This window comes from Erythrobacter sp. Alg231-14, assembly GCF_900149685.1.
GTDB lineage: Bacteria > Pseudomonadota > Alphaproteobacteria > Sphingomonadales > Sphingomonadaceae > Erythrobacter.
Map to the genome: position 1 here is coordinate 56093 of NZ_LT702999.1, position 25189 is coordinate 81281.

Sequence of the window (25189 nt, forward strand, 5' to 3'; positions counted from 1 at the left end):
TTTTATCCCGCCGCATCAACCAGATAGAGCGCGCGATACCCTTCATGCGTGGAATCAATCACAATCGAATTCCCATCGCGTGACCATCGCGGGTGCAAGTCACAGCGCCATTCATCCTGATATTCGCGCTTGGCCAACAACCGACCCAATTCGCGGCGTTTGCTGGCCTGATCGTTGAGCACATACAATGTCTGCTCGCTATAAAGGTCGGGATAGGTGTCGGTCACCCAATGCCCCGTTTCCCTATGAAGACTGGGATGCCCATCCACCCCCGGCATCGCCGGGTCCAGGGGAGTCAACGAACCGTCGCGACAATCGAACACAACATAGCTGGATCCGATCCCTTTGTTGGATGTGTAGGCAATGCGATCTTCGTCCAACCACCAATAATGGGACGCGCGACCATCCAAGGGAACATGCATCAATCTGCTGCCGTCGCAATTTCCGACAAACGCATCCACCGTCCAACCGTGAACGTCATCGGGATTGGGCAGCCGTTTATACAGGACAGAAAACCGCTTGGCATTCGGGCTTAACAAGGCCGCATTCAAATAGTGATATTCGTCCGCATGCGCGCCGGGTGTCGCCTCGGCAAAACGCGGCATCGCGTATGCAAGATCGGCCTTTCCCGTGTTCAAATCCACGAGTGTTACCCCGTCACTATCGGGCATGTTTTCGCGTGCATATGGATCGTCCAACACCGGATAACCATAGCCGGGCCGACACCGCGCCAATCGCGCAAAATTCAACGAAAGACCAACGCCGGCATTCTCATTCGCGTCAAACAAAGGCACATCGCAATGTTTGCGGATCTTGACGGTGCCGTTCGCGTCTCCGTCAGCCAAACAATGGGCCGGTTCGCCGTTTACGATGGTGTTGAACGCCAATGTCCGGGGGCCAGCGCTATCCCACCATCGCAGCCGCGCACCCATTTGCCAGCACCACAATTGAGTTTCTGCAACGCCGTGCCATTGGCCGCTTTCAATATCGAACCAACCGACTTGGGCAGCTTCAGACCCAGTCAACGCCTGACGCGCGACGGTCGAATTGTGCGCCAAAACCGCCTTTCCATCCATGCTGATGGGTTGAATTTCGTAGTATCCAACAAAGGTTTCGCGCCCTTTCACGCGGTATTCGCGCGCTTTGGGCGCTTTGGGCACATTTCCTTGAATTCCACGCAGCGTTCTAAGCACCGGAGGAATTACCTGAGTTTTCAGACCCCTACGCACTGGGCGTGGAATCATCATCGCGATAGTAGAGACAATTGGACTGACCATTTGCGCGTATTAACCCGGCAGTTACTAAGATTTCTTACCAAGCGTTACGAACTACAAGCGAGCGGTCATACAAAACATGTCGACAACACTGAAATCCCCCGATTCCCTTTATGGAACCGATTTCCACGCCAATCGTGATGCGCGCACCCGCGCCGCCGCTCGGCATATTATTGGCAAGGTGATCGATTGGGTCGATCCCAAGAGCGCCTGCGATGTGGGTTGCGGGGTCGGCACATGGTTGGCGGTTGCCCGCGAATTGGGCATCAAAGACGTGCACGGTTTCGAAGGCCCTTGGGCAAAGACTGCTAATCTGGTGCTCGATCCCGACGAAGTGAGCTTTCAAAATCTCGAAGCCAAAGTGGAAGCGGATCGCAAGTTCGATCTGGCGATTTCGCTCGAGGTTGCCGAACATCTGGATCCATCGCGTGCGGCCAGTTTTGTCGACGATCTTTGCGCGTTGAGCGATTGTGTAATGTTCTCGGCTGCGATCCCGTTTCAAGGCGGTACCGGCCATATCAATGAACAATGGCAAAGCTACTGGGCGGATCATTTTCAGAGCAAGAATTACATCGCCTTTGACCCCATTCGGCCGTTGATCTGGCAAGACGAAAACATTGCGTTTTGGTACCGTCAAAACATGTTGGTCTACGCCCGCGAAGGATCGGAGGCCGCTGCAAAATTGGCCAAAGTAACTTCGGGCACCGCTACGATGCTGGACCTTGTTCACCCAGACCAATATCTCCACGCAGAGGCGGCTCAACCCGCTCGCGCGATCTCTCGCAAGGTGAAAAAGGTCTTCGGTCGGGCCTAACCCCCTACGCCACGCGGCGAGCAGTAATCCAGCCATAGGCGGACCACACCACTTCAAACGCGATATGCGCCAGGCCGACACCAATCAGGCCAAGTGGCGCAATCGCGGTTGATAGGACAATGAAGAACGCCGCCGTGCCGGCAATGACAGAGCCCAAAAACCGGGCCCCATTATCAAACGCTATCAACAACGGCATCAAAGTTACGCCGGATAGATACAGCGCTCGGGCACCAAACAAGATCGCAGTGATCGTGGCCGCTGCGCCGAACTCTGGACCAAATGCGATGGTCAAAATGGGATCGGCCATCACAAACATAATCGCCGCCAAGGCCAATCCCCCTGCACAGGCCATTGCCGCAATACGCCCTGCATAACGCACCGCGCCGGACCCATCACCTTGGGCGGCCAGACGCGCGATCGGGGCGCTGGCAATTTGTTGCAACGGCCGGCCCAATTGTCCCACCAGATTGGCGAGATTTTTCGCCGCGCGCAGCAAACTGGCCGCAGCAGGACCCAAAATCGCACCGGCAAGGATCACATCACCCTCTTGGCTCAACATGCGGATGCCGAACGTAGCATTGGTCTGCCACATCAGAGGCCAAAAATTGTGCGAGGCCGCGATGGCACCGCGGGCATCGGCGCTGCGAAGATCGCCCAAACCGTTGCCCCGCAACGATAAAAGTGCCCAGAACAGGAACGCCAAATTGGCGACCGCTTCGCCGACGAGCCAGATCAACAGGAATGTCGGAGCACCCGCGCCCATAAACCACGCGGCGATCGATCCGACTAATATGACCAAGGACGAGACAACCGGACGCAACCCGATCGCTCCGAACCGGTCAAAGCATCGCAAACCCGCTTCCACCGCGCCAAAGGCTCGCGTCGCAATCACCGCGCAATAAGCCACCCCCAGCCAGACCCATTCCGGCCCAATACCAAGCCATGGTGCGACAAAGGGCAATCCAACAATCGCAACCACCGTCGCCGCGAACGCCGTTCCAAAATCTACCAGCAACCCTGCCTTCACCAATCCGCGCAGCCGCGTATTGCCCGTGTCGCGCCTGTTCGCGCCGCCATTTGAATTTCCGCTATCGCTTTGAACTTCCGCCATAAAATTCGTGAGGACGTTCACGGATTGGAAATTCAGCAATCCATCCACCAAACGCACATAAGCCTGAATCAAAATGACGACGCCCAAAGCCGCCAGATCCAATGCCTGCGCGGCGACAGCAAATATTGCCAATTGCAGTACACCATTGGCGGCATTCCCGCCGACAAGCTTGCTCCATGCTCCCAACAGTTTCTGCATAGATCTTGCCTAATATCCTGCGGTTTGGGCTTTGCCCTGACATGGGAGGGGATCCGTCGCATAGGACATCTCCAATCCGCTACTCGTCCGCTCTATGGTAAAGGACGTTTTAAGAAAAGCGCCAGCCCGCGCGGCGGGATAATCCTTTCCGCCGCTGTCTTAACCAATCTATTTGGAGCCCTTGGCAGCCCCCACTTTTGGCGCAAGTTCGGCGATTTTCTTGACTACTTATTGCTTTATTTCAGCTATTTATCACAGAACTCATCCCCCAGAACCCAGCCGTCGCAACCGGGTGGATTGGCCGCTGGCTTCTTTCTCAACACAGGTGTCGATTTTGGGGAAAAATTAAGGTTTCCCAATTATTCACCAATCTTCGAGAGACGCCGTTCGCGATAATTTGCGATCAGGCGGATGGAATTGTTTTGAGCCTCGGGGGCTGACTAATGAGTGCATTCGGCAAAAAGGGTGGCGCAGGCGGCATGAGACCTGGCGCAAAGCCAGCTTTTGGCGTCGCACGACCTATGAAGGGCGGCGCCCCAAAGTCCGAAGAAACCGGTGATGGTGGGGAACAGTTCCCGCCTTTGCCAGCAGAAGGCGGAGACACCGAAGCGGCCAAGCCTGCCCCCAAGGCCAAGCCGAACCGCAACGCCACAGCCAATGCGATGGATCGTCTGCAAGAGCGGATGAACGCCACCAACACTGCCGAGGCAGAAGCCGGCGGGTTCGAGGCGTCTGTTCACAAGATTAAAGAACAAGTGCTTCCGCGCTTGCTCGAACGGGTTGATCCCGAAGCCGCGGCAACGCTTTCCAAGGAAGAATTGTCGGAAGAATTTCGCCCGATCATCATGGAAGTGCTGGCCGAGTTGAAGGTCACGCTGAACCGGCGCGAACAATTCGCGCTTGAAAAGGTTCTGATCGATGAATTGCTGGGCTTTGGCCCGCTCGAAGAATTGCTCAACGACCCGGACGTGTCCGATATTATGGTCAACGGTCCGGACCAAACCTATATTGAGAAAAAGGGTAAGTTGACCATCGCGCCGATCCGGTTCCGCGACGAACAACACCTCTTCCAAATCGCACAGCGTATCGTGAACCAAGTTGGCCGCCGCGTCGACCAAACCACGCCGCTGGCCGATGCTCGCTTGAAAGACGGCTCTCGTGTGAACGTTATTGTTCCGCCGCTGTCGCTGCGCGGTACCGCGATTTCCATTCGTAAATTCTCCGAAAAACCGATCACTTTGGACATGCTCAAAGAATTCGGTTCGATGAGCGAAAAGATGTGCACCGCGCTAAAAATCGCGGGCGCATGCCGGATGAACATCGTTATTTCTGGCGGTACCGGTTCTGGTAAAACGACCATGCTCAACGCCCTGTCGAAAATGATCGACCCGGGCGAACGCGTTCTGACGATTGAGGATGCCGCGGAACTTCGCCTGCAACAACCGCACTGGCTGCCGCTGGAAACGCGTCCGCCTAACCTTGAAGGGCAAGGCGCGATTACGATCGGTGACCTTGTGAAAAACGCCCTGCGTATGCGTCCTGACCGGATTATTCTGGGTGAGATTCGTGGCGCCGAGTGTTTCGATCTTCTCGCGGCGATGAACACGGGCCACGATGGTTCGATGTGTACGCTTCACGCCAACAGCCCGCGCGAATGCCTTGGCCGGATGGAAAACATGATCCTGATGGGCGACATCAAAATCCCGAAACAGGCGATTTCAACACAGATTGCGGAATCGGTTGACCTAATCGTTCAGGTTAAGCGTTTGCGCGATGGTTCGCGTCGAACCACCGACATTACCGAGGTGATCGGGATGGAAGGCGACGTGATCGTTACCCAGAACCTGTTCAAATTCGAGTATCTCGATGAGAGCGAAGACGGCAAGATCATGGGCGAATTCCGCGCCTCTGGCCTGCGCCCCTATACTCTTGAAAAGGCCCGTCAATACGGGTTTGACCAAGCGTATTTGGAAGCGTGCCTCTAAGCGATTTTAGGCAGCCTTCTAATCGTGAGGGCGATCGCAGTTGCCGCTCCTAAAGCGATGAATGCCATCAGAACCCAATAGAACCTGTCGTTCGGACGGCTTCCGGTTAGGGGGCCCCCAAATCTATAGCCTTCTGATACTTCGTGCGCGCGCACCTCACCGGTTGCGAGCCACGACCTTATCGCCTCGACATTCTGCTCGGACCCAATCAAGACTGCTCCACGTCCGCAGAAATATGTCTTTAAATAGAACGGCGTGTCCTGCGCCGTTGATCCGGTCGGGCGGGCAACACCAAAGACAATCACCGAACCCGACGGGATACCGATTTCATCGGTCGGATTGTACATCAGGCCCAGTTCGACCTTAACCAGCTCAGGTGCCTCCCCCTTTAATGTGTCTGCCACTTGAAAGGTCGCGACCACACTTGGGTGTTCCTCGTCTATAAAAAGGTCATCGACCAGCTCATAATCCAGCAATTCTCCAACGAAGATAACATCGCTTGTCAGACTTTTGGCATATCCGGATTCGGCGGTCGGAAAGAAGCAGTTAAACGTGCTTGCGGATGCAGAGACCGGCGAGAGAAACAAGATGGCCGCGGCTAAAGCGTGTTTCAGCATAGAAGCGACGCTAGCGTCACAAATTCCCCAGAACAACCGGAAGGCTCGTTGCCAGCATACCGCCGCCAACAATCGCGGCGGCAATGAACAGGTTGGTCCAAGGCACCCATCCCACTTTTTCCAATGCATCGAGCGACCGGCGCGCGTTGCGAACCCGTTCCATCATCAGGCACACGCCCGCAAAGACCCAACACAACGCGCCAGACAAGGCGAGCAATTCTGCATCGCTCGCAAATTCTAAAGTTGTAAGCCAATCCATGTCGGCAACGCATGTAGTGCGCCGTGGCGCTTGCGCAAACCCACCTGTACCCTAAAGCAGCCCGCATGGATGGCTCTGTCGCTCGCCCTCGCCCTATGCTTGCAATCGGCCTGCGCCTTCTCACCGCGGTGGTTTTCGCGACGATGGGGATGTTGGTTAAGCTGGGCGGTGAGCGCGGCGTTCATCTGGTCGAGATGCTTTTTTGGCGGCAGATGATAACTTTCGCCTTGATCACGGCGGGATTGGCGCTGCTTGGAAAGCTCGCAACACTGCGAACCAATCGAATCAAAAGTCATGCGGGGCGCGCAGCGTTGGGCGGATTTTGCATGTTCTTTGTGTACGGCGCCGTGCTGTTGTTGCCATTGGCGGAGGCAACCACCCTTTCCTACACCGCGCCGTTCTTTGCCGTTGTGATCGCCGTTACGATGTTTGGCGAACGCGTCGGCCTCTATCGCTCTGCCGCTGTTCTAGTCGGATCGTGCGGTGTTTTGGTTATCATGCAGCCGACCGGCATGGGCGGTGAAATCACCGCATTCGGCGTGTTCGTTGCGTTGGCCGCCGCGGCGATGGTTGCCATGATTAGCTTTCAAATTCAGGATCTCAACAAGACCGAAAGCCCGTGGAGCATCATATTCTGGTTCACTGCACTTTCCACACCCGTCTTTATGATGGCGATGCCTTTCTTCGCAGGCGCGCATGACGCCGACACATGGCTTATTATCATAGCAATGGCCCTGAGCGGGGCGGCTGCACAAATTTTGCTCACCAGCTCGCTGCGCTTTGGATCCGCGGGCATGGTCCTCTTGATTGACTACACATCGCTGCTTTGGGCGACCGCCTATGGTTTCACGGTGTTCGATCGGGAGCCATCTGCAAATTTGTGGCTCGGCGCTCCACTTATCATTGGTGCGGGGCTACTCATCGCATGGCGAGAGCGTAAACTGGCGATCGCCCACAAAAAGGCTGAGATAGCTCCAGAATAAACGCGCAAGAGGAACCATCATGATCCGAAAGACAATCATCACCGCCGCCCTCGCCGCTCTGACTTTAACCAGCGCGGCTTGCAACACCGTTCAAGGCCTTGGCCGTGACATTGAATCGGTCGGACGCACCGGCGAAGAAATCATCGATTAAGCTTGCGGCCTAACCAGGTCGATAGACCAAGAAAACATTGTTGGCGGGCATTTCCCGACGCGCAGTTCGGGTCAGGCCGTTCGCATGGGCCAATGCGTCCATATCCGCCAGACGGCGGATACCCCATTCCGAATTGCGTGCGCGCAATCCTTCGTCAAATGCGATGTTCGAAGGGGCTGGTTCTACGCCGTGCTCAAAATATGGGCCGTACAGAATAAGCGGCAAACTTTTGCCGCTCAAAATCTGCGCAGCGCCTTTGAACAATCCCACGCTCGCGGCCCATGGGCTGATATGTGTCATGTTGATGCACACAATTGCATCAACGGCTTCTGCATTCCAATGATCCGGCATGGATGCGTCCAAGACAACTGGTGAGCGTAGGTTCGTGCCCGAAAATTCGGTGCGATAAGCGCGGATGGAGGCAACGGCTTCGCCATTTGGGTCGCTCGGCTGCCATGTCATCATCGGGAACCGGTCGGCAAAGAACACGGCGTGTTCACCCGAACCGCTCGCCACTTCCAGCACAAGGCCATCCTGCGGCAATTCCTCCGCTAAAGCCTGCGCAATCACCTCTCGATTGCGCAGGGTCGCGGGGGCGTGCTTTTTCATGCTCAGGAAACTTGCCGTTCCTGCCCTTCCCAATACGGATCGCGCAGTTGGCGGCGAAGGATTTTGCCAGAGGCGTTGCGCGGCAATTCAGGGATCACATCGACGGTCTTGGGCGCTTTAAACGCGGCAACCCGTTCGCGCGTATAGGCGATCACATCGTTGGCATCGAGCTCATGGCCCGGTTTGCAGACGACACAGGCTTTCACTTCCTCGCCCCATTTCTCGCTGGGGATCCCGATTACGGCGACTTCGGCGATGGCGGGATGACCGTACATCGCGCTTTCGACTTCTGCGGGATAAACGTTTTCGCCCCCAGAGATGATCATGTCTTTGATGCGGTCCTGGATATATACATAGCCATCGACATCCATGATCGCCGCATCGCCCGTGTGGACCCAACCTTCGGCGTCGATTGTGCTGGCGGTTGCCTCGGGCAAGTTCCAATAACCGGCCGTGTTGGACGGCGATTTGATGCACACTTCGCCAATCTCACCGAACGGCAATTCTTTGTTGTCTGGGCCGCGAATTTCGATGTTGGCACCCGGGATTGCTTTGCCCGCCGAACGCATTCTTTGGTTGCCTTCGATCGAGTGATCTTCCGGTCCCAACGCGGTAACCGTGCCGGTGGTTTCTGTCATGCCGTACAATTGGACAAAGCCCGCGTTGGGCATTGTCTTGACCGCTTCCTTTAGCAATTCAAGCGGCATAGGCGCAGCGCCATACATCAAGAATTTAAGCTTGCTGAAATCGGTCTCAGCAGCTTTCGGATGTTGGACCACCATTTGTAGCGCTGCCGGCACAATGAACAAATGCGTCGCACCAGCTTCAATCGCGGAAAGGACGCCATCGGGTGTGAATTCGGCATCGACACGGCACCGCACGCCGTTAGCAATCGAATTGTTGATCAAGCCGGTGCCACCAATATGCGCGCAAGGCATAGCGAACAAAACGCAGTCGTCCTCTTCGTAGTGGTTCCAATCAACGCCCGCTTGATTCCCCAAAATTCGCAATTCGAAAAGGTTCGAATTGGAAAGCTGCACGCCCTTAGGATTGCCGGTGGTGCCAGATGTGTAAAGTTGTAGAATAGGATCATCTTGATGCGGTGGTTCATAACTCGCCGGATCCATCGCCGCGGCTTCGGCCATTGCGGCATCGGCGTCGATCACATGCGGTTTGTTGGGAAGCTGTGAGGCAACAGATTGCGCCGTTTCGGCAAACCCTTCACCGGTAAAAACCAATTTCGCCCCGGTATCACCCAAAATATAGGCAATCTCTGGTGGGGCCAAACGCCAACCGATCGGCACCAACACAGCACCCATGCGCCCTGCGGCAATGTAGAGCAGGCAGTGACGGTCAGAATTCTTGCCAAGCCATGCGATCCGGTCGCCTTTCGCAATGCCGTTCGCTTTGAACAAAGCGATCAACTGGCGAGTCAAAACATCCACCTCTGCAAAGGACGCGGAGCGCCCCTCATGCTCTAAAGCGGTGCCATTAGGGCGATTGGCAGCCCAATGGTTCATGATTTCATCAAAGGTTGTGAATGTATGGTGCACGCCTACGGCCATTTGCCTGATCTCTCTCCGGTTATCTTTGGAAAAGAGATTAAGCAGGTTGGAGGCCCAAGGTCCATTGCTTTACGCAACGGAAATGGCGTTATTGAAACCGTCCTTGCCTGCGCGCGGCCGGTTCGCGCAGTATCAGCCATATGCCAAGGCCCAATGGACCTGCCATCAAGGTGAAGAACAGGATCGGCGCCTGGATGAATCGAGAGACGCCTTTGGCATCGGCATCCCGCGCAATCCAAAGCCCAACAAACAGATCAAACGCCAGGTAATGGGTCCACCCAATGACAACGCCGCCATCGCTCAAAAAGATCGATCGCACTCCTTCGATGGAGGAGAAATCTGCTCCGGCACCATCGCCGGCACCGCCGGCCAATAACCCGGACATTACGCCAATAAGCGTCATGGAATAGGCTAGGCACAACAATCCCACGCCCAGATACATCACAGCAGAGAGAAGAGCGGGCCAACGCGGCAAAAACGCAAGACCGATCCAAGCGATAAGAGCGAGGCCGTTGACCGCGCTAAAGACGAATGCCCAACCTTCAGAATCCATTGCCGATCACTCCCTAATATGCGCCGCGTCTATTCCGGCGCAGGCCCTGCTTTCGTCCGCCATTCCCGCGCGGCGCGTTTCATCGCTTCATTGTCATGGGTAAAGCGGCCCGCGGCCTTGCGCAACGCAAGACCCAAAATCGCCTCCGCAACCAAGTCGGCGTCAACCGATCGGTACATGTCCCACTTTGCCGGGATCAAGGGATCAACCAACGGGCTAACGACTTGCGCGATCGCTTCGATCGGCCTCAGATCATTCTGTCTGGGCCCTTTCAAAAGGCCGGGACGCAATATGTCGAGCCGTTTGAAACCGACATTCGACACCGCGCGCTCCACCTCGCCTTTGACCCGCATATACAAGCTTTTAGATTGAGCATCGGCACCCGCGGCGGTGACCAACACCATGTTCGTTATGCCAGATTGCTTAGCCGCGATGGCGGTCGAAACGACGAGATCGTGATCAACCGCGCGAAAGGCCGCTTCGTCCCGACCTGCTTTTTTCCATGTCGTTCCCAAGGCGCAGATAAGCGCCTGGGGGCGGACCGCTTCCATGACTTCGCCCCATTTTTCCGGCTCAGCCACAAACATTTCGACCCGCGCGCCTTTCGGCAAATCGACTTCTCTGCGTGCAATACCAACGATGCGGGCTTCTTCGCCGGCGCTTGATAGGGTGATTAGGCGACGCCCAATCAAACCCGTCGCACCGACCAAACCCAATCGCACCGGCGTTTTCTCTTTGTGCGCATCAGACATTGATCAATCCTTGGGGCCGTTCGCCGTAAATTTTCTCACATGATTGAATGGCGAAACGGTCGCTCATCCCCGCGATGAAATCGGCAATGGTGCGGCTGCGATCTGGGTCGCTTTCCGGCAGCGCATCCTGCCAACGTTGCGGCATCAAAGTCGCATCTTGGGAATAGGCCGCGAACAACCGCGCAATCACGTCGCGCGCTCGAGACGCGGCAGCGACTTGTTCAGGGTGGTAATACAGCTTTTCGTACATGAACGATTTTAACGTTCGTTCGTGGTCTTGCATGGCTGGTGAAAAGCCCGCCAATTGACGTCCTGCGTCGCGTATTTCTGCAACGGAACCAAAACCCTTCACCGCATTTCGAGAATGTTCCAAAACATCATTGACCATCAATCCAATCTGATCCCGGATCAGCTCACGCAATTGGCGATCACGCGGCGCGTTGGGGAAACGGCGTTCCACCGCGCGCCATTGATCCGCCAGAAAGTCGAGCTCGAGCAGGTCATCGAGGTCGAGAAAACCAGCGCGTAGGCCATCGTCAATGTCATGATTGTCATAGGCGATGTCATCGGAAACTGCCGCGATCTGCGCCTCAAGCGAGGGCCAAGTACCCAGAGCGAGCGGGAATGCCTGATCCAATTGCGCCAAAGCCCAGTTCGGCGCGGCAATCGGCCCATTGTGTTTGGCCAACCCTTCCAACAGATCCCATGTCAGGTTCAATCCGTCATGCTCAGGATACGGGCTTTCCAATCGCATGATTGTGCGCAACGCCTGAGCGTTGTGATCGAATCCGCCATGGCGCGCCATGGCATCGGACAAGGCGTCTTCCCCCGCGTGGCCAAAGGGTGGGTGCCCCAGATCATGGGCAAGGCACAACGCCTCTGTCAGATCTTCGTCCAAACCCAATCCGCGCGCTAAAACGCGGCCGACTTGGGCCACTTCGATAGAATGGGTCAATCGCGTGCGGTAATGGTCGCCATCTGGCGCGATGAAAACCTGAGTTTTCGATTTAAGGCGACGAAAGCTCATCGAATGGATGATCCTGTCGCGGTCGCGTTGAAAATCGGTGCGCGGCCCTCGCGTTTCTTGGGGCGCGTCGGCGGCACTTTCGCCGGTTGAACGGTTCAAGGCAGCGAATTCCCGTCCGCCATGAGCGTTGGGATCGGCGGCATAGGGGGCGCGTGTCATCACCAAACCCGCTTAAGTCAGCCGGCTTGGCGGCTCAACGGGAACAGAACAGCAACCCCGGTGGAATGCGGTGGACAGTCCCGAAAGAGGCACATTGTGGCGCAGATTGCAGGGAAAACCCAAAAAAGGGGACCGCTCACCGGGTGCAATGGGGGGGTGGTAAGCGGCCCCAAGAGCTTTAACGCTCTTGGGTCATCGGTGCGACCCGAAGACCCGGAACTTGCCAGTTATTGTTCATTAGCAAATTCAAACCCGCAACTACGATTGTTATCGCCAAGGTACACCCTTACCGATGGGTCAATCCGACGAAGCGTTTCATATGAACGTCGAACTGGTAATTAATCCGCCGCTTCTTGCTCAAGAATCCAGTTGGCGGCCGCCTCACAATGGATTCTTGTAGAGTCGAACACCGGCAAGACATTGGCATCAACATCCACGATCAAATCCAATTCGGTGCAGGCAAGTACAATGGAATCCGCACCCTCTTGTGCCTTGTTGGTGATGATCGTTTTCATCGTGCGTTCTGCATCGCGGGTGAATTTGCCCACCATCAATTCGTCGTAAATGATGCGGTCCAGCGTTTCGACATTGACCATATTGGGCGGCAACAAATCGATGCCGTGCGCGACCAAGCGTTTGCGGTAAAAACTCTCGGTCATCACATTGCGAGTTCCGATCAGAGCGGCTTTCTTGCGCCCCGCCTTCTTCAACGCTTTGCCAACAAATTCTGCGATATGCAGGATGGGGATGTCGACGGCGGCGGCGACGTCATCGTACAATTTGTGCATCGAATTGGCGTTTATAATCAACGCTTGCGCCCCGGCCCCTTCGAGCCGTTTGGCGCTCTCTGCCAAAATACTGGCCGCGCGTTTCCAATCTTTGTCTTCACGGATCGCGTAAAGCTGACAAAAATCGAGGCTCTCAATCAACAACGGTGCGCTTGCCATAGGGGCCGCGCGACGTTGCACGATCCGGTTGATCCGATCGTAATATATTCCGGTAGAGACCCAACTCATACCGCCAATCATGCCCAGTTTACGCAAAGCCGTTCCTCGAATCCATATCCATCGGCATCATGTGTAGCGACCAAGCGAACCACACGTCCATAGGCACTGAATTGAAACGGGTTGTGAAAGGGTTAGATGGTAAACACCGGTTTAATCGGGCGTTATTCTTCGGATTGAGTGTTTAAACCGGCAAGCCAGCCCCGCACATCAGCAATAGTTGCTTCGGGCGCTTCTTCCTGCGGGAGGTGGCCGATCGCTGGATAAACAACCAAATCGCTGTTGGGCAATGCTTGGTCCAGCCAACGCGCCGCCGAAACCGGGATCAAACGGTCCTCTTCCCCCCATAGGATCAATGTGGGCATATCAAGCGCAGCGATTTCGGCTTTGGTCATCGGTTCATAGTCGGTTGAAAATCGCGCCATTGTCGCTGCGCGATTGCCGGGATAACGCAGCATTTCCCAATAGCGATCAACCATTTCATCGGTGACGATGTCTTTGACAGACACCGATTGTTCAAGGCTTTGCGCGATCAAGGCGCGCGGCGTTATTTGTTCTGCGATCAAGTTGATGCCGGGAATCCGGGCAATGGTGAAACCGATATTGCCGCTGTTCTTTTCCTCATCATCCGCAGGTTTTGGCACGGTCCCGCCGCTGCCATCGACAATGATCATTGCGTCGACGCGGTCTGGATACGCCACGGCGAAGGCCAATGTGTGTTTGCCGCCCATCGAATTGCCGCCGATGATAAAGCTATCAAGGCCGAGCGCGTCGGCGACTTCGCGGATGTCATCGGCATAGTTGGCCCGGCTGTAATCGCCTGCTGGATCGGGGCCAGTTAGGCCGTGTCCCACTTGATCAAAGCGGACAATGCGATGGGTTTCTGACAACGCGTCGGCCCAAGGTTCCCAAGTCGACAAATCGGCATTGGACCCATGCAAAAGCAGGATCGTCGGCGCGTCGGGATCTTCATTCGTTGGGCCCTCATCGCGCAAATGCACGGTGACCCCGTTGCCAATTTCAACAAATTGCGACGGAGCGCCGGCATATTTGGCGCGCATTTCGGCGGCGTCCGTGTCGGGCGTGCGAAAGACGAAGAACGCAATGACGAGCACCGCTACGATCACACCTAGAATGCGCAAAATCCACTTCATTCGTCCATCTCCGCAATCCAATCACGCATCACCCTGACCGCCTGATGATCGATCGTTGATCGACCCAATTCGGGCATTGCCACACCCGGTTCGGCCGAATTCATTCGGTGCACCAAAATTGATGCGTCGGGATTGCCTGGCTCGATAGAGACCAACAGCCCCCCTGCCCCGCGCCCAGCGGCAACTGGCGGTTTACGCACGCCGACGGCAAAGGCATCATCCTGTTCCCATCGCAGATCGAGGCCCGAATTCGACGCCCCGCCGCCGGGTTGATGGCAATGCGCACAATTCACATCGAGATAGGCACGAGCTTGCGCCGCCATATTCCCGCCGGCTGCGCCCCATACAGGCAAAACGCTCGTAACTTTTGGCGGCGTATCCATGCGCCCTTGTGACACCAATTGCGCCAACAATTCCGAAGACAAATTGCGCGCTTTGGGCCCAATTGGCATGACGGCATCGTTCAATGCGTGGCATGATTTGCACTGGTTCTTGTTCGGGATGCGGTAACTGATTTCGTCACCAGCGGGCGTCGCAATCGATACACGCGCCCCCGCCAACGCAAGAGGCGCTTCGGTTTGTTCCTCGTTCCAACGATATGGCAGAGCAATCCATCCATCTGCACGATGCAATAAGACACGCGTTTCGATGTAACGTTGATCCGCCCCTTCCCCGAATGCGAACGTTTTGATGATTGCAGAGCCAACCGGGAATTGCAGCAAGCCGTCCCCGTCGCTTTCAACCATTGACCCTTCGGGTACATACAAATAGCGCAGTTTATCCGCGCCATCCGACCACAATGGCGTGTTCAATTCATAGGAGATCAGTCCAGGAACTGGCACCGTGCCAGCGGCATCGGCGAAGAAGCCGAAATCCGCCAACATGCGCGGCATGCCGTCGGTCACGATCACACCATCATTGACAGCGAGCGATGCGGCAGATTGCGCCAATGTCGATTGCGCGACAAACGAGCCGCCCAAAGCACAAACGGCCACCATCAAGAACGATGCGGAACGTGTCACGAAATGCGCGCGTCCAATTCGGCAGGAGCGCCAATACCGTCGCGGTTAAATTCCGCCTCAGGCTCTGGCACTGTGAGCGGCGATGGCGATGCACCGTCCAGCCCTACGCCCGCCTCGGTTAGGTTCAAAGACCAACCCTGCGTACCGGCAACCGCAGTCAGGCTGCCCAATCCGTCCCACAAGACCGGTGGCAACGCCCCACCAAACGCAGCGAGCAGCATTTCTGCGCCTTCCAATTGAGGATCGTCACCGCCGATGCCGTAATTGTTCTCTGCGACCACCACATCCCTCGGAAAGGGGTTGTAGCGTTCATCATCGGTTTGTTGGGTGTAGGCGATAACCATGATCGGCGCGGTCGGGTTTTGTTGAAGGATATTGTTTTCGATCAACACATTGTCATTGGCCATAACCATAATGCCGGTCCCGCGCCGCACGCCCGCGACAATGTTGCCGGGAGGGGCAAAGTTCGGCGTGTCATTAGCGACGACCAGATTGTTGGCCACAATGACATTGCCGCCGCCCATCACAGGCAATCCGGGTAGATCGAAAATCAAGATGCCGCCGGTGTTGCGGATGGCAATATTGTGTTCGACCAATGCATTGCGGCTGTTTTCAATCTCAATTCCGGCCACATTGGCCTCTGCGATGGAATTGCGCACGGTAATCAAGTTCGATTGGCCGACATAGATACCGGCATCCGATGCACCTGTTACTTTGGCACCATCAACCAATACGCCCGTGCTTTCGACGGGATAGATCCCATAGGCGCCGTTGCCCGCATCGGGTCCGTTGGTCCACGTCACGCGGACGCGGTAATATACGATGTTGTCTGCGCCTTTGGATTTAATCCCGTCGCCTTGGGGGTTTTCCAATGCGAAATCACGCAACGTTACGTTGTCTGATGTGACCAGCAGCCCTTCACCCGATCCCGCTTGGGTCGTGAAATCTAGAACCGTTCCGTCCATCCCCGCGCCGCGCACGGTGACACCATCGACATCGAGACTAAGGCCGTCGGTTAGAACGTAACGCCCAGCCTCCAGAACGATTTCATCGCCCGGTTCGGCAAGGATCAATGCTTCTTGCAAACGTTCTTGCGCGCCTTCGCCCGGCGTAATCGTGTGGGTTTCGGCCCAAACGGGGGCGGCGCTGGATAACAGCAAGGCCGCCGCAGCAAGGCGTACGTTTGGCAATTTGATCATGGAATTCTCCCTCTCCGATGCACCTTGTGGCCCATCGAAGGGGAAGATTGCAAGCCGATTAGCCGCCGAAGATATCGAGACCCATTTGAATGCCGCAGCCGCTGCCTGCGCGCACCAATTGTTGCACCGCTTCGTTATCTTCGACCCGGTTCAACCGGTCCATCGCCGCGCCCATAGATTGAGGCAGGCGCGCCTCACCTTCTTGCGGGGCCAATCTTTCCAGTTTCAGCAATTGGTTGATACTGAGACGATCGACCAACCGTTCCGACATGCATTGCGCCATAGAATCGGGAACGCCATTGGCGATCAAGGCCTGTTCAACGCGCGCCTCTGTCACTTGTTCAACCAAGCCGTCATCGCGCAACAAGAACCACGCGCCGACGCCGATGCCAAACACGATCAAAAGGATGATGAGAAAACGCATCTTCTTTTTCGATCAATCCAACGCTTTGACGATGCCTTCGACCATTTTCTTGGCGTCGGACAACAACATCACGGTTTGGTTCATATAAAACACATCGTTGTCGACACCGGCATAACCGACCCCGCCCATCGAACGTTTGATGAAGAAAACCTGTTTTGCTTTGTCCACGTCAAACACCGGCATGCCGTAAATAGGCGATGATTTGTCAGTCTTTGCCGCCGGGTTCACGACGTCGTTGGCGCCAATGATGAACGCCACGTCGGCGGTCGCGAATTCGGAGTTGATATCCTCAAGCTCGAACACTTCATCATACGGTACGTTGGCCTCAGCCAACAGGACATTCATATGGCCCGGCATCCGCCCAGCCACCGGGTGAATGGCGTATTTAACTTCAACGCCTTTCTCTTTCAGCGTATCGGCCATTTCGCGCAGCACGTGTTGAGCCTGCGCCACGGCCATACCATAGCCCGGGATGATGATGACCTTCTCGGCCTGTTCCAACATATAGGCCGCGTCGTCCGCGCTGCCTTGCTTATACGGACGTTGTTCGCGCGGCTCGCCGCTGGCCCCGGCGCTGTCATCCGCACCAAATCCACCTGCGATCACGCTGATGAAGCTGCGGTTCATGGCTTTGCACATGATGTAAGACAGGATCGCGCCCGACGAACCGACCAACGCGCCGGTGATGATCATCGCGCTGTTGCCCAGCGTAAAGCCCATCGCGGCGGCGGCCCAGCCGGAATATGAGTTCAACATCGACACAACCACCGGCATATCTGCGCCGCCGATTGGGATGATGAGAAGGAACCCGATGATAAAGGCGAGCACCGTCACCCAAATGATCAATTGACCCTCACCCGCACCCGCCGCATTCGACAATGCATAGGCGACGATCAATCCGATGATCGCGGTCAGAGTTCCTAAATTGATAAGGTGACGCCCAGGCAGCATGATCGGCGAACCGCTCATCCGGCCGGACAATTTCAAGAACGCGATAATCGAACCGGAGAAGGTGATAGCGCCGATGGCGATACCCAGGCCAAGTTCAACCCGGCTGACGACAAGGATTTGTCCAGCAGCATCGGTGATCCCGAAACTGGCCGGGTCGAGCCACGCCGCAAGGCCCACCACAACGGCGGCCAAGCCGACAAGGCTATGAAAACCTGCGACCAATTCGGGCATCGCGGTCATTGCAATCTTGCGCGCCACCGTGACGCCGATGATCCCGCCTAAGAAAATGGCGATGCCGATCTCTGCGATATTGGCGATTTTGTGAGTGATGAGGGTCGTCGCAATCGCGATGATCATACCGATCACACCGTTGCGATTGCCCGCGCGCGACGTCGCCGGGCTAGAAAGCCCACGCAATGCGAGGATAAAGAACACGCCTGAGACAAGATAGGCGAGCATCGCCCACGATTCAGTGCCGGAAACGCCGTCTGCGGCTGCTGCTAAAATGGAGAAGGTCATCTCTTACTTCTCCTTTTTCTTATACATGGCGAGCATCCGTTCCGTCACGGCGAACCCTCCGAAAATGTTTACGCTGGCCAAAACCACACCGAACAGGCCGAGATACTTCGCCGTCATGCTATCCGCGTCAGCCGCCGCGATAAGAGCGCCGACGATGATCACCGAAGAAATCGCATTGGTAACCGCCATTAAAGGCGTGTGGAGTGCGGGGGTCACCGACCAGACCACATAATAGCCGACGAAACACGCCAGCACGAAGATTGATAGAATGCTGATGAAATCCACGTCTTAGGCTCCCTTCAGCCGGTCGTTCACAATATCGCCGCCTTTGGTGAGGCGGATGGCATCGCCGATCTCTTCGTCGAGAACCGGCGCGCCTGTTTCTGCATCCCAAAATGCAGAGAGGAAATTGAAGTGGTTGCGCGCAAACAGCGCCGATGCATCGGCGGGCAAATGCGCAGGTGTGTTCGAGAAACCGATGATGTTCACACCGTGCTTCACAACGGTTTCATCGGGCTTTGACCCTTCGACATTGCCGCCTTGCGCGACCGCAAGGTCAAAGATCACGCTGCCCGGTTTCATCGACGCGATTTGTTCGTCGGTGATCAGGACCGGCGCCGCCCGTCCAGGGATCAGGGCGGTGGTGATCACAATGTCTTGTTTGGCGATATGTTCACTGACAAGCTTTGCCTGAGCCGCTTTGTACTCATCGCTCATTTCGGTCGCGTAACCGCCGGAACCTTCGCCCTCGATACCGGCGACATCTTCGACGAAGATCGCTTTCGCACCGAGGCTTTCAATCTGTTCCTTTGTCGCGGACCGCACGTCTGTGGCCGATACCTGCGCACCCAAACGGCGTGCTGTTGCAATCGCTTGGAGGCCTGCGACGCCGACGCCCATCACAAACGCCTTGGCCGCGTTCACGGTGCCAGCCGCCGTCATCATCATTGGGAAGGCACGGCCGTATGCGTCCGCCGCAGCCAAGACCGCCTTGTATCCAGCCAGATTCGATTGGCTGGAGAGGACATCCATGCTTTGCGCGCGAGTGATGCGCGGCATGAATTCCATCGAAAGCGCCTCAAATCCACCCTTGGCATAGGCTGCGACCAATTCGCCGTTTTGAAACGGATCAAACAAAGCCGCGACCAACGCGCCTTTCTTGGCACCCTTTAGGTGCTTTGGATCCGGTGCCTGAATGCCGAGCACAATGTCGGCATCTTTCATAATCGCCGCCAGTTTGCCCGTTGTGGCCCCGATATCGGCATAGGCCGCATCAGAAATCGCCGCCGACTCTCCCGCGCCGCTTTCAACGGCGACTTCGATCGCAGTGTCTCCCGCGGCTTTGAGAGCCATGAATTTTTTCGCCGTTTCCGGCGTTGCGGCCACGCGGGTTTCCCCGGCGGCGCGTTCTTTCAATACAGCGATCTTCACAGGACAGGTCTGCCTTTATTCGGCGATGAGCAAGATAACGATGAAGGTTAGCACGCAAAGAAGCGGCACCGTCCATTTGAGCGTTCCCATGAAACCATCATAGGTTGAACGCGCTTTATCCATGTCATGCACTGTCATGATAGTAAGTCCTCTCGAAATAATCTTAACGGCGTGCTTGCCTAAAGGTAGCCGAAAATTGCGCCGGCTTCGAAATGACGCCGTATCGAAGCGTTCGCCCTATCTCAAGTCACCTTTGCACTGATCCGGGGTAGAGCTCCCAAAAACAACAGGAGTCCGTGCAAAAATTCGACACATTTCAGCACAACCAACAAATCCGTTCCAACACGCTTAACACCGTCTTTACCCGCCAGCCTTATGCACAAGTCACGTGTCACTCTGGGACGGTTTCCCGGAGGTTTGGAGAAATCATGGCTGGGACTATGTCAGAACTGGAATCAAAGCCCGATCTGGTGGATGACGCCCGCGATGAAACGCGCGTCGTCATGTTGATTGACGACGAACCCGCGCAAAGCCGCCTCATTTCTGCCATCGCTGCGCGCGAAGGATGGCGCACGGTGGTGGCCGGTGACGCCGAAACCGCAATCGCGATGTTGGGCACCCGTGAAGGTATGCAATTGTCGGCCATTTTGTTGGATCAATGGGTCCCCGGCGACGATGCGTGCTCCTTGATCGCAGAGCTCAAGGAACGCCGCCCCGCACTGCCAATCTTAATGCTGACCACCAGCGCATCCCCGCTTCTTGCGGTCGAAGCGATGCGCGCCGGTGCCAGCGACTATCTTGTCAAACCGGTTTCTCCCGATCGTTTAATGGACGCATTGCGCAGCGTCACGACGCGTGAAACGCCCCGCGACGAATTGGCTCCGCTCACAGAAAAGATGTCGGCCAGCCTCGATTTCGATGCGATGATCGGCACCGCTCCAACTTTCCGCACGGCATTGGCCCAAGCGGCCAAGGCGGCCCGCGGACACAGCCACGCGCTAATCGAAGGGGAAAGCGGCACCGGCAAAGAAATGCTGATGTTGGCCATGCACGCGGCATCGCCTCGATCGAAAGATCCGTTGCGCATCATCAACATTGCCAGCGTCGCCCCGAACTCCATCGAATCGGTGTTGTTCGGCCACGAGCCAAACGCCTTTCCCGGCGCATTTGATCGTCAGATCGGCGCGCTGCAACATTGCGATGGCGGAACCTTGATCCTCGACGAAATCGATCGGTTGAGCATTCCTGTGCAGCATCGCCTGCTTGAGGCTTTGGAAACGGGCATCATTCGCCCCGTTGGCGCAAGCCATGGTTTCCGGGTCGATGTTCGGATTCTGTCGGCCAGCAATATTAGCCTTGCCCAATTGTCCGCAGGTGGGGTTTTTGACGGCGGATTGGCCGCGCGGCTTGGCGGGACGCGGGTGAATCTGCCCCCATTGCGAGAGCGAACCGGCGACATCCCTGCCCTCACACGTCATTTTCTGGGGCGGATCGGTGAGCAACCGGGCCTAACCCATTTGACCGTTTCGGAAACGGCCTTGGCGTTGTTGAGCGCCTATGATTGGCCGGGCAATGTTCGCCAATTGCAATCGGTCCTGTTCCGTTCGGCGGTCTATTGCGAAGGCGATATGCTAACCGCCGATAGCTTCCCACAGCTCTCTGAATTGCTGGGCGAAATGGATGCCAGTGGTGCAGCAAGCGCACATGACGGTGTGGGCATCATGCTTTACACCGATGACGGCAATCTGCGCCCTCTTGAAGAGATCGAAGCCGACGTCATTCGCCTTGCCATCGGCCATTATCGGGGTCGTATGACAGAGGTAGCACGGCGATTGGGCATTGGACGTTCGACTCTGTACCGCAAGCTTTCCGATCTTGGGATCGACAACGCCGCCTAACCAACGGCAGGGGCTAGGACCGCGGAATGTTTCGCGCCCCTTGATGCCGAATGCTCTTTTTGCCGTCTCACCGATAACGCGCCTCGACAGCGGGGGCACATCGCATTAGCGGGTTGGTCCATGACCAACATTTCAAATCAAGATTTCAACCGCACATTCGAAGGGCGCATCGCGCTTGTCACTGGAGCCGCCTCCGGTATCGGCGCGGCTTGCGCACGGGCGTTGTCAAAACGCGGGGCGGCGAAGCTGTTCCTCGTCGATGTCGATGAAGAAGGCCTCTCCGCCTTGAACCTTGAATGCGACGTGGAGACCATCATCGGCAGCGTTGGCGACGAGGCACTTTGGGATGTCTTGGAACCGCGCCTAACCGGATTGGACCATGCAATCGTCAATGCCGGTATCGGCTCTGGCGGACCGATATCGGATCTCACCATGTCCGAATGGCGGCGCATCATGGACGTCAATCTGGACGGTGCCTTTCTTACATTGCGCAGCGCGATGCGCGCGATGAAGGCTTCCGATGGAGGCAGCGCGGTTATCACTGCATCCACAACAGGCGTGAAACCTGTGCCCGGTGTCGGCCCCTATGGCATATCGAAAGCGGCCGTCGCTCATATGGCCCGCATCGCCGCGATGGAAGGGGCCAAAGACAACATTCGGGTCAACGCCATTGCGCCGGGCGGCGTGGACACCGCCATTTGGGAAAGCGGAGACGATTTTCGCCGCGCCGTTGAACGGTTTGGCCGCGACGCCACGATCCAGAAAATGGCGCAAACAACACCGTCGGGACGCTTTGCTTCATCGGAGGAAATCGCCGATTCAATGCTGTTCATGCTGTCCGATGCAGGATCGAACATCACGGGCCACGTCTTAGTGTCCGACGGCGGTTTTACCCTCTAACGCCGCCCTCACATCACCATTGAACGGTGCGCGTCACCCGCTCTTCGCCTTCGCTGCCGCGCATCGACATGGTGAAGCTGCGCGATGCCCAATCAATATCGACCAAACCGAAATTCTCTTCTGAGATGAAGTCGGTGACACGTTTGTCATCGGGTTCGCGCGCGGTGTTTTGTTCGGTTGAGGCAAAGGAGTAGTTGAGCGAGGAACTGGTCAGCTCCCACATTTGCTCACCACCGCTGGCCTCGGGTGTATCGGTGTAAATGCCACCCGCATGGCGATCGCCCGACAACATCACCATCCCGCTTTCCTCGCGCCCTGCCAGCATGGCATACAGCTTTGCACGTTCAAGCGGCAGGCTTTCCCACGCTTCGTAATTGTGCGCATCGGTCAACACTTGGATCGACGACACAATGATGCGCAGGTCGGCCGGTTTGGCCAATTCTTGCTCCAACCATTCCCACTGCGCATCACCAAGTATGGTTTTAGTCGCATCGTCACTCGGCACGTATGGCCCAAGCGGCGGACGCTGCGGCGAATATGGGATGCTGTCAAAGTCAGACCGGAAATAGCGCGTGTCGAGCATCACGATTTGGGTGCGTTGACCATCCGCGCCGAACATGCGGCTTTCATAGATGCCAGGGCGCGATCGGACTTCGTCGGTCGAATTCCAGAATGTCTCAAAAATCATCTCAGACCAACTGCGAAAGGCAAAGTTCGCACCGCCATCATTGAAGCCGAAATCGTGATCGTCCCACGTCACCATCATCGGGATGTTGGCGCGAAAGTCGACGAGCTCAGGGGTCTCGGCTTGCTTTTGATAGGCCGCGCGCAGAGTGGTTAGCGCGGCATCACCCTTCCAGAATTGATCCCCGTAATTGTTGTCCCCAATGAACAGGAACATCTGCGGGTTCTGCGCCGCGATCTGCGCCCACATGTGTTGCGAACGCGATTGGTGATTGCAGCTGCCAAAGGCGATCCGCGTCAAAGTCGTGTCACCAGAAAGCGATGGATTCGAACCAGCGACCGGCAATTCGATGCTTTGTTCCAATTGAGCATAGAATGGCGCGAGCAGTTCATCCGCGGTCAACGAGACCTCAACCGGAGCATCCGTCGCAGCGGATTCGGCATGACCATCCGCCAACAACGGCGCGGCGGAAAGGCCAGCGGTGGCCGCGGCGATTGCGAGGAATGAGATTGGACGCATTGGGTGTCTCCTGATGATCTGTTCGCGCTTCGCATGCACAGCGCGTGTGACTCTATGATGGCTGTCTTAAACGCGCAGGGGCTAATCCGGCAATTGGCTGAAATCCGTGAGCGCCGCATCGCGCAGGCCGCGCCATACATTGCGCGCTTGGATAGTGTCGGCCACGTCATGCGCTCTGATCAGGTGGACGCCGGCCTCCATTCCCCGAACGGCCAAGGCAACCGACCCGCCCAACCGTTGATGCGCAGGCTCTTCGTTGGACAGTGCGCCGATCATGCGTTTGCGACTAACCCCCAACAATAGCGGCGACCCAAGCGCGTGGAACAACGGCAAAGCGTTGATCAACGCCAAATTGTCGGCCAGCGATTTGCCAAAGCCGATGCCGGGGTCGAGCATGATGCGTTCTTCGGCAATCCCGCCCGCAATGGCGCGCGCGCGTTGCTCCTTCAACATGTCGAAAACGTCGGTGACGACATTGGCGTAGCCTTCGCCTTCGTGCAGGTCTTCGCCTGTTCCCGGCGCATGCATCAACACGACCGGGCATCCGCTGTTTGCGACCAATTGCGTCATCCGGGGATCGTACCGCAACGCCGACACATCGTTGGCGAGATGCGCACCGTTTGCGATAGCGGCTTCCAAAACGCCGGCCCGGCGGGTGTCCACGCTGATCGCGGCGCCCATGCCTGCACAGTATTCAACCGCGGGCATGACCCGATCAATCTCATCGCCTTCCCAAGTGGCCGCACCACCGGGACGCGTGCTTTCGCCACCAATGTCGATAATCGCCGCGCCCGCTTCCAACATGGCGGCGGCATGGGCCCGGCCAATATCGGGTTTTTCCAGAAACTCACCGCCGTCGCTAAAGCTGTCGGGGGTAACGTTTAGAACGCCCATAACTTGCGGTTGATCGAGCCGGATTGTCCGCTCCCCCAATTGCAACGGCGCATGCACCAATTGCAGGTTCGTCCATTGCCGCTCCGCCTCCGACGCCAAAGCAGCACCCCAGCGCCCCTCTGGCTCGCCCAGCGCCTCTGTCACTTCACCTAGGCCAAAAACGCGTCGATGCGCGACCTTGCCATCTTCGCGCACCACCAATGCAAAGCGGCTGGCATAGACCATGCTGCCTGCCAGACGGATCGCGCCCGGCCCATCGCCATGCGATTCCGATTGCGGACCGGAGGACAATCCGATGGGTTGGACATAGACCGAAGCGGTCATCGTGCGCCTCCAAAGCCTATGGGATATTGAGGCACCTTGGGAGACATGGACCGCATGTTACACGGTCCAAGGGCCAAACTTTCTGGCTGTTTTCTGCGGGTTTGCGTCATCCAAAACGTTCTAGCGTGACGATGCGGTGTAGGACAGTGTGCCTGCGAAAAATGTTCACAAGGATAGGTATGGTGACGGCGTTGGGGCCATCCGATGC

General features: G+C 56.6%; 26 protein-coding genes. 6 read left to right on the forward strand and 20 right to left on the reverse strand.

Features of this window, described 5'->3' with window-relative positions; translation table 11 throughout:
- Positions 1-2: 2 nt before the first annotated feature.
- On the reverse strand, positions 3-1160 hold the full coding sequence (locus BQ8290_RS00270) for a hypothetical protein (protein ID WP_108786610.1): 1158 nt from the start codon (positions 1158-1160) through the stop codon (positions 3-5).
- Between the two features lie 193 nt (positions 1161-1353).
- Between BQ8290_RS00270 and BQ8290_RS00275 the strand changes: the two genes are divergently transcribed.
- Positions 1354-2088 (forward strand): methyltransferase domain-containing protein, encoded by a 735-nt coding sequence (locus BQ8290_RS00275; protein WP_108786612.1) that lies wholly within the window; start codon positions 1354-1356, stop codon positions 2086-2088.
- A 4-nt stretch (positions 2089-2092) separates the two neighbouring features.
- Here BQ8290_RS00275 and BQ8290_RS00280 read toward each other — a convergent pair whose 3' ends face one another.
- The gene (locus tag BQ8290_RS00280; RefSeq protein WP_108786614.1) at positions 2093-3397 is read right to left on the reverse strand and encodes a hypothetical protein; all 1305 of its coding nucleotides are present in this window, start codon (positions 3395-3397) and stop codon (positions 2093-2095) included.
- 443 nt (positions 3398-3840) lie between these two features.
- On the opposite strand from BQ8290_RS00280, the gene BQ8290_RS00285 reads away from it, so the two are divergent.
- Positions 3841-5382: an ATPase, T2SS/T4P/T4SS family gene (locus BQ8290_RS00285; protein ID WP_108786616.1), complete on the forward strand. Its 1542-nt coding sequence runs from the start codon at positions 3841-3843 to the stop codon at positions 5380-5382.
- On the opposite strand, the gene BQ8290_RS00290 is transcribed toward BQ8290_RS00285, so the two are convergent.
- Both BQ8290_RS00290 and BQ8290_RS00295 read right to left on the reverse strand, forming a co-directional pair.
- Positions 5379-5999 carry a hypothetical protein gene (locus BQ8290_RS00290; protein ID WP_108786618.1) on the reverse strand — a complete coding sequence of 207 codons (621 nt, stop codon included), beginning with the start codon at positions 5997-5999 and terminating at the stop codon, positions 5379-5381. The two genes, BQ8290_RS00285 and BQ8290_RS00290, sit on opposite strands and share 4 nt — an antisense overlap.
- A 16-nt stretch (positions 6000-6015) precedes the next feature.
- Positions 6016-6258 carry a hypothetical protein gene (locus BQ8290_RS00295; protein WP_108786620.1) on the reverse strand — a complete coding sequence of 81 codons (243 nt, stop codon included), beginning with the start codon at positions 6256-6258 and terminating at the stop codon, positions 6016-6018.
- Positions 6259-6323: 65 nt separating this feature from the next.
- Here BQ8290_RS00295 and BQ8290_RS00300 point away from each other — a divergent pair, with 65 nt between their 5' ends.
- Positions 6324-7241, forward strand: coding sequence for an EamA family transporter (locus BQ8290_RS00300; protein ID WP_108786622.1), 918 nt, complete (start codon positions 6324-6326; stop codon positions 7239-7241).
- Positions 7242-7260: 19 nt separating this feature from the next.
- Complete coding sequence (locus BQ8290_RS00305; RefSeq protein WP_108786624.1) at positions 7261-7392, forward strand: entericidin A/B family lipoprotein; 132 nt, start codon at positions 7261-7263, stop codon at positions 7390-7392.
- A gap of 9 nt (positions 7393-7401) precedes the next feature.
- On the opposite strand, the gene BQ8290_RS00310 is transcribed toward BQ8290_RS00305, so the two are convergent.
- The 14 genes from BQ8290_RS00310 to BQ8290_RS15040 form a co-directional block, all read right to left on the reverse strand.
- Complete coding sequence (locus tag BQ8290_RS00310; protein ID WP_108786626.1) at positions 7402-8001, reverse strand: DUF938 domain-containing protein; 600 nt, start codon at positions 7999-8001, stop codon at positions 7402-7404.
- Positions 8002-8003: 2 nt separating this feature from the next.
- Positions 8004-9566, reverse strand: coding sequence for a long-chain-fatty-acid--CoA ligase (locus BQ8290_RS00315; RefSeq protein WP_108786629.1), 1563 nt, complete (start codon positions 9564-9566; stop codon positions 8004-8006).
- Positions 9567-9654: 88 nt separating this feature from the next.
- On the reverse strand, positions 9655-10119 hold the full coding sequence (locus tag BQ8290_RS00320; RefSeq protein ID WP_108786631.1) for an abscisic acid-deficient protein Aba4 family protein: 465 nt from the start codon (positions 10117-10119) through the stop codon (positions 9655-9657).
- A gap of 29 nt (positions 10120-10148) precedes the next feature.
- Positions 10149-10871, reverse strand: coding sequence for an NAD(P)H-binding protein (locus tag BQ8290_RS00325; RefSeq protein ID WP_108786633.1), 723 nt, complete (start codon positions 10869-10871; stop codon positions 10149-10151).
- Positions 10864-12057, reverse strand: coding sequence for a deoxyguanosinetriphosphate triphosphohydrolase (locus BQ8290_RS00330; RefSeq protein ID WP_108786635.1), 1194 nt, complete (start codon positions 12055-12057; stop codon positions 10864-10866). Before BQ8290_RS00330 ends, BQ8290_RS00325 begins: the two co-directional genes overlap by 8 nt.
- Before the next feature lie 338 nt (positions 12058-12395).
- The gene (locus tag BQ8290_RS00335; RefSeq protein WP_108786637.1) at positions 12396-13100 is read right to left on the reverse strand and encodes an amino acid racemase; all 705 of its coding nucleotides are present in this window, start codon (positions 13098-13100) and stop codon (positions 12396-12398) included.
- Positions 13101-13225: 125 nt separating this feature from the next.
- The gene (locus BQ8290_RS00340) at positions 13226-14215 is read right to left on the reverse strand and encodes an alpha/beta fold hydrolase (RefSeq protein WP_108786639.1); all 990 of its coding nucleotides are present in this window, start codon (positions 14213-14215) and stop codon (positions 13226-13228) included.
- The gene (locus BQ8290_RS00345; RefSeq protein ID WP_337660866.1) at positions 14212-15237 is read right to left on the reverse strand and encodes an SO2930 family diheme c-type cytochrome; all 1026 of its coding nucleotides are present in this window, start codon (positions 15235-15237) and stop codon (positions 14212-14214) included. The genes BQ8290_RS00340 and BQ8290_RS00345 overlap by 4 nt, the downstream gene beginning before the upstream one ends.
- Positions 15234-16436 (reverse strand): parallel beta-helix domain-containing protein, encoded by a 1203-nt coding sequence (locus BQ8290_RS00350; protein WP_108786641.1) that lies wholly within the window; start codon positions 16434-16436, stop codon positions 15234-15236. Before BQ8290_RS00350 ends, BQ8290_RS00345 begins: the two co-directional genes overlap by 4 nt.
- 58 nt (positions 16437-16494) lie before the next feature.
- Positions 16495-16860: a hypothetical protein gene (locus BQ8290_RS00355; RefSeq protein ID WP_108786643.1), complete on the reverse strand. Its 366-nt coding sequence runs from the start codon at positions 16858-16860 to the stop codon at positions 16495-16497.
- Positions 16861-16872: 12 nt separating this feature from the next.
- Positions 16873-18330 (reverse strand): NAD(P)(+) transhydrogenase (Re/Si-specific) subunit beta, encoded by a 1458-nt coding sequence (locus tag BQ8290_RS00360; protein ID WP_108786645.1) that lies wholly within the window; start codon positions 18328-18330, stop codon positions 16873-16875.
- Between the two features lie 3 nt (positions 18331-18333).
- Complete coding sequence (locus tag BQ8290_RS00365; protein WP_108786647.1) at positions 18334-18615, reverse strand: proton-translocating transhydrogenase family protein; 282 nt, start codon at positions 18613-18615, stop codon at positions 18334-18336.
- A gap of 3 nt (positions 18616-18618) precedes the next feature.
- Positions 18619-19761, reverse strand: coding sequence for an NAD(P) transhydrogenase subunit alpha (locus tag BQ8290_RS00370; protein ID WP_108786649.1), 1143 nt, complete (start codon positions 19759-19761; stop codon positions 18619-18621).
- 15 nt (positions 19762-19776) lie between these two features.
- Complete coding sequence (locus tag BQ8290_RS15040; protein WP_337660867.1) at positions 19777-19899, reverse strand: hypothetical protein; 123 nt, start codon at positions 19897-19899, stop codon at positions 19777-19779.
- Between the two features lie 302 nt (positions 19900-20201).
- Between BQ8290_RS15040 and BQ8290_RS00375 the strand changes: the two genes are divergently transcribed.
- Positions 20202-21659 (forward strand): sigma 54-interacting transcriptional regulator, encoded by a 1458-nt coding sequence (locus BQ8290_RS00375; protein WP_108786651.1) that lies wholly within the window; start codon positions 20202-20204, stop codon positions 21657-21659.
- A 120-nt stretch (positions 21660-21779) separates the two neighbouring features.
- Entirely contained in the window at positions 21780-22559 is a 780-nt protein-coding gene (locus BQ8290_RS00380; protein ID WP_108786653.1) for an SDR family oxidoreductase, read from the forward strand.
- 13 nt (positions 22560-22572) lie between these two features.
- Here the strand turns inward: BQ8290_RS00380 and BQ8290_RS00385 are convergent, their stop codons facing one another.
- Together BQ8290_RS00385 and folP are read right to left on the reverse strand one after the other, a co-directional pair.
- Positions 22573-23763, reverse strand: coding sequence for an alkaline phosphatase D family protein (locus BQ8290_RS00385; RefSeq protein WP_108786655.1), 1191 nt, complete (start codon positions 23761-23763; stop codon positions 22573-22575).
- Between the two features lie 81 nt (positions 23764-23844).
- The gene (gene folP, locus BQ8290_RS00390; protein WP_108786657.1) at positions 23845-24981 is read right to left on the reverse strand and encodes a dihydropteroate synthase; all 1137 of its coding nucleotides are present in this window, start codon (positions 24979-24981) and stop codon (positions 23845-23847) included.
- Between the last annotated feature and the right edge of the window lie 208 nt (positions 24982-25189).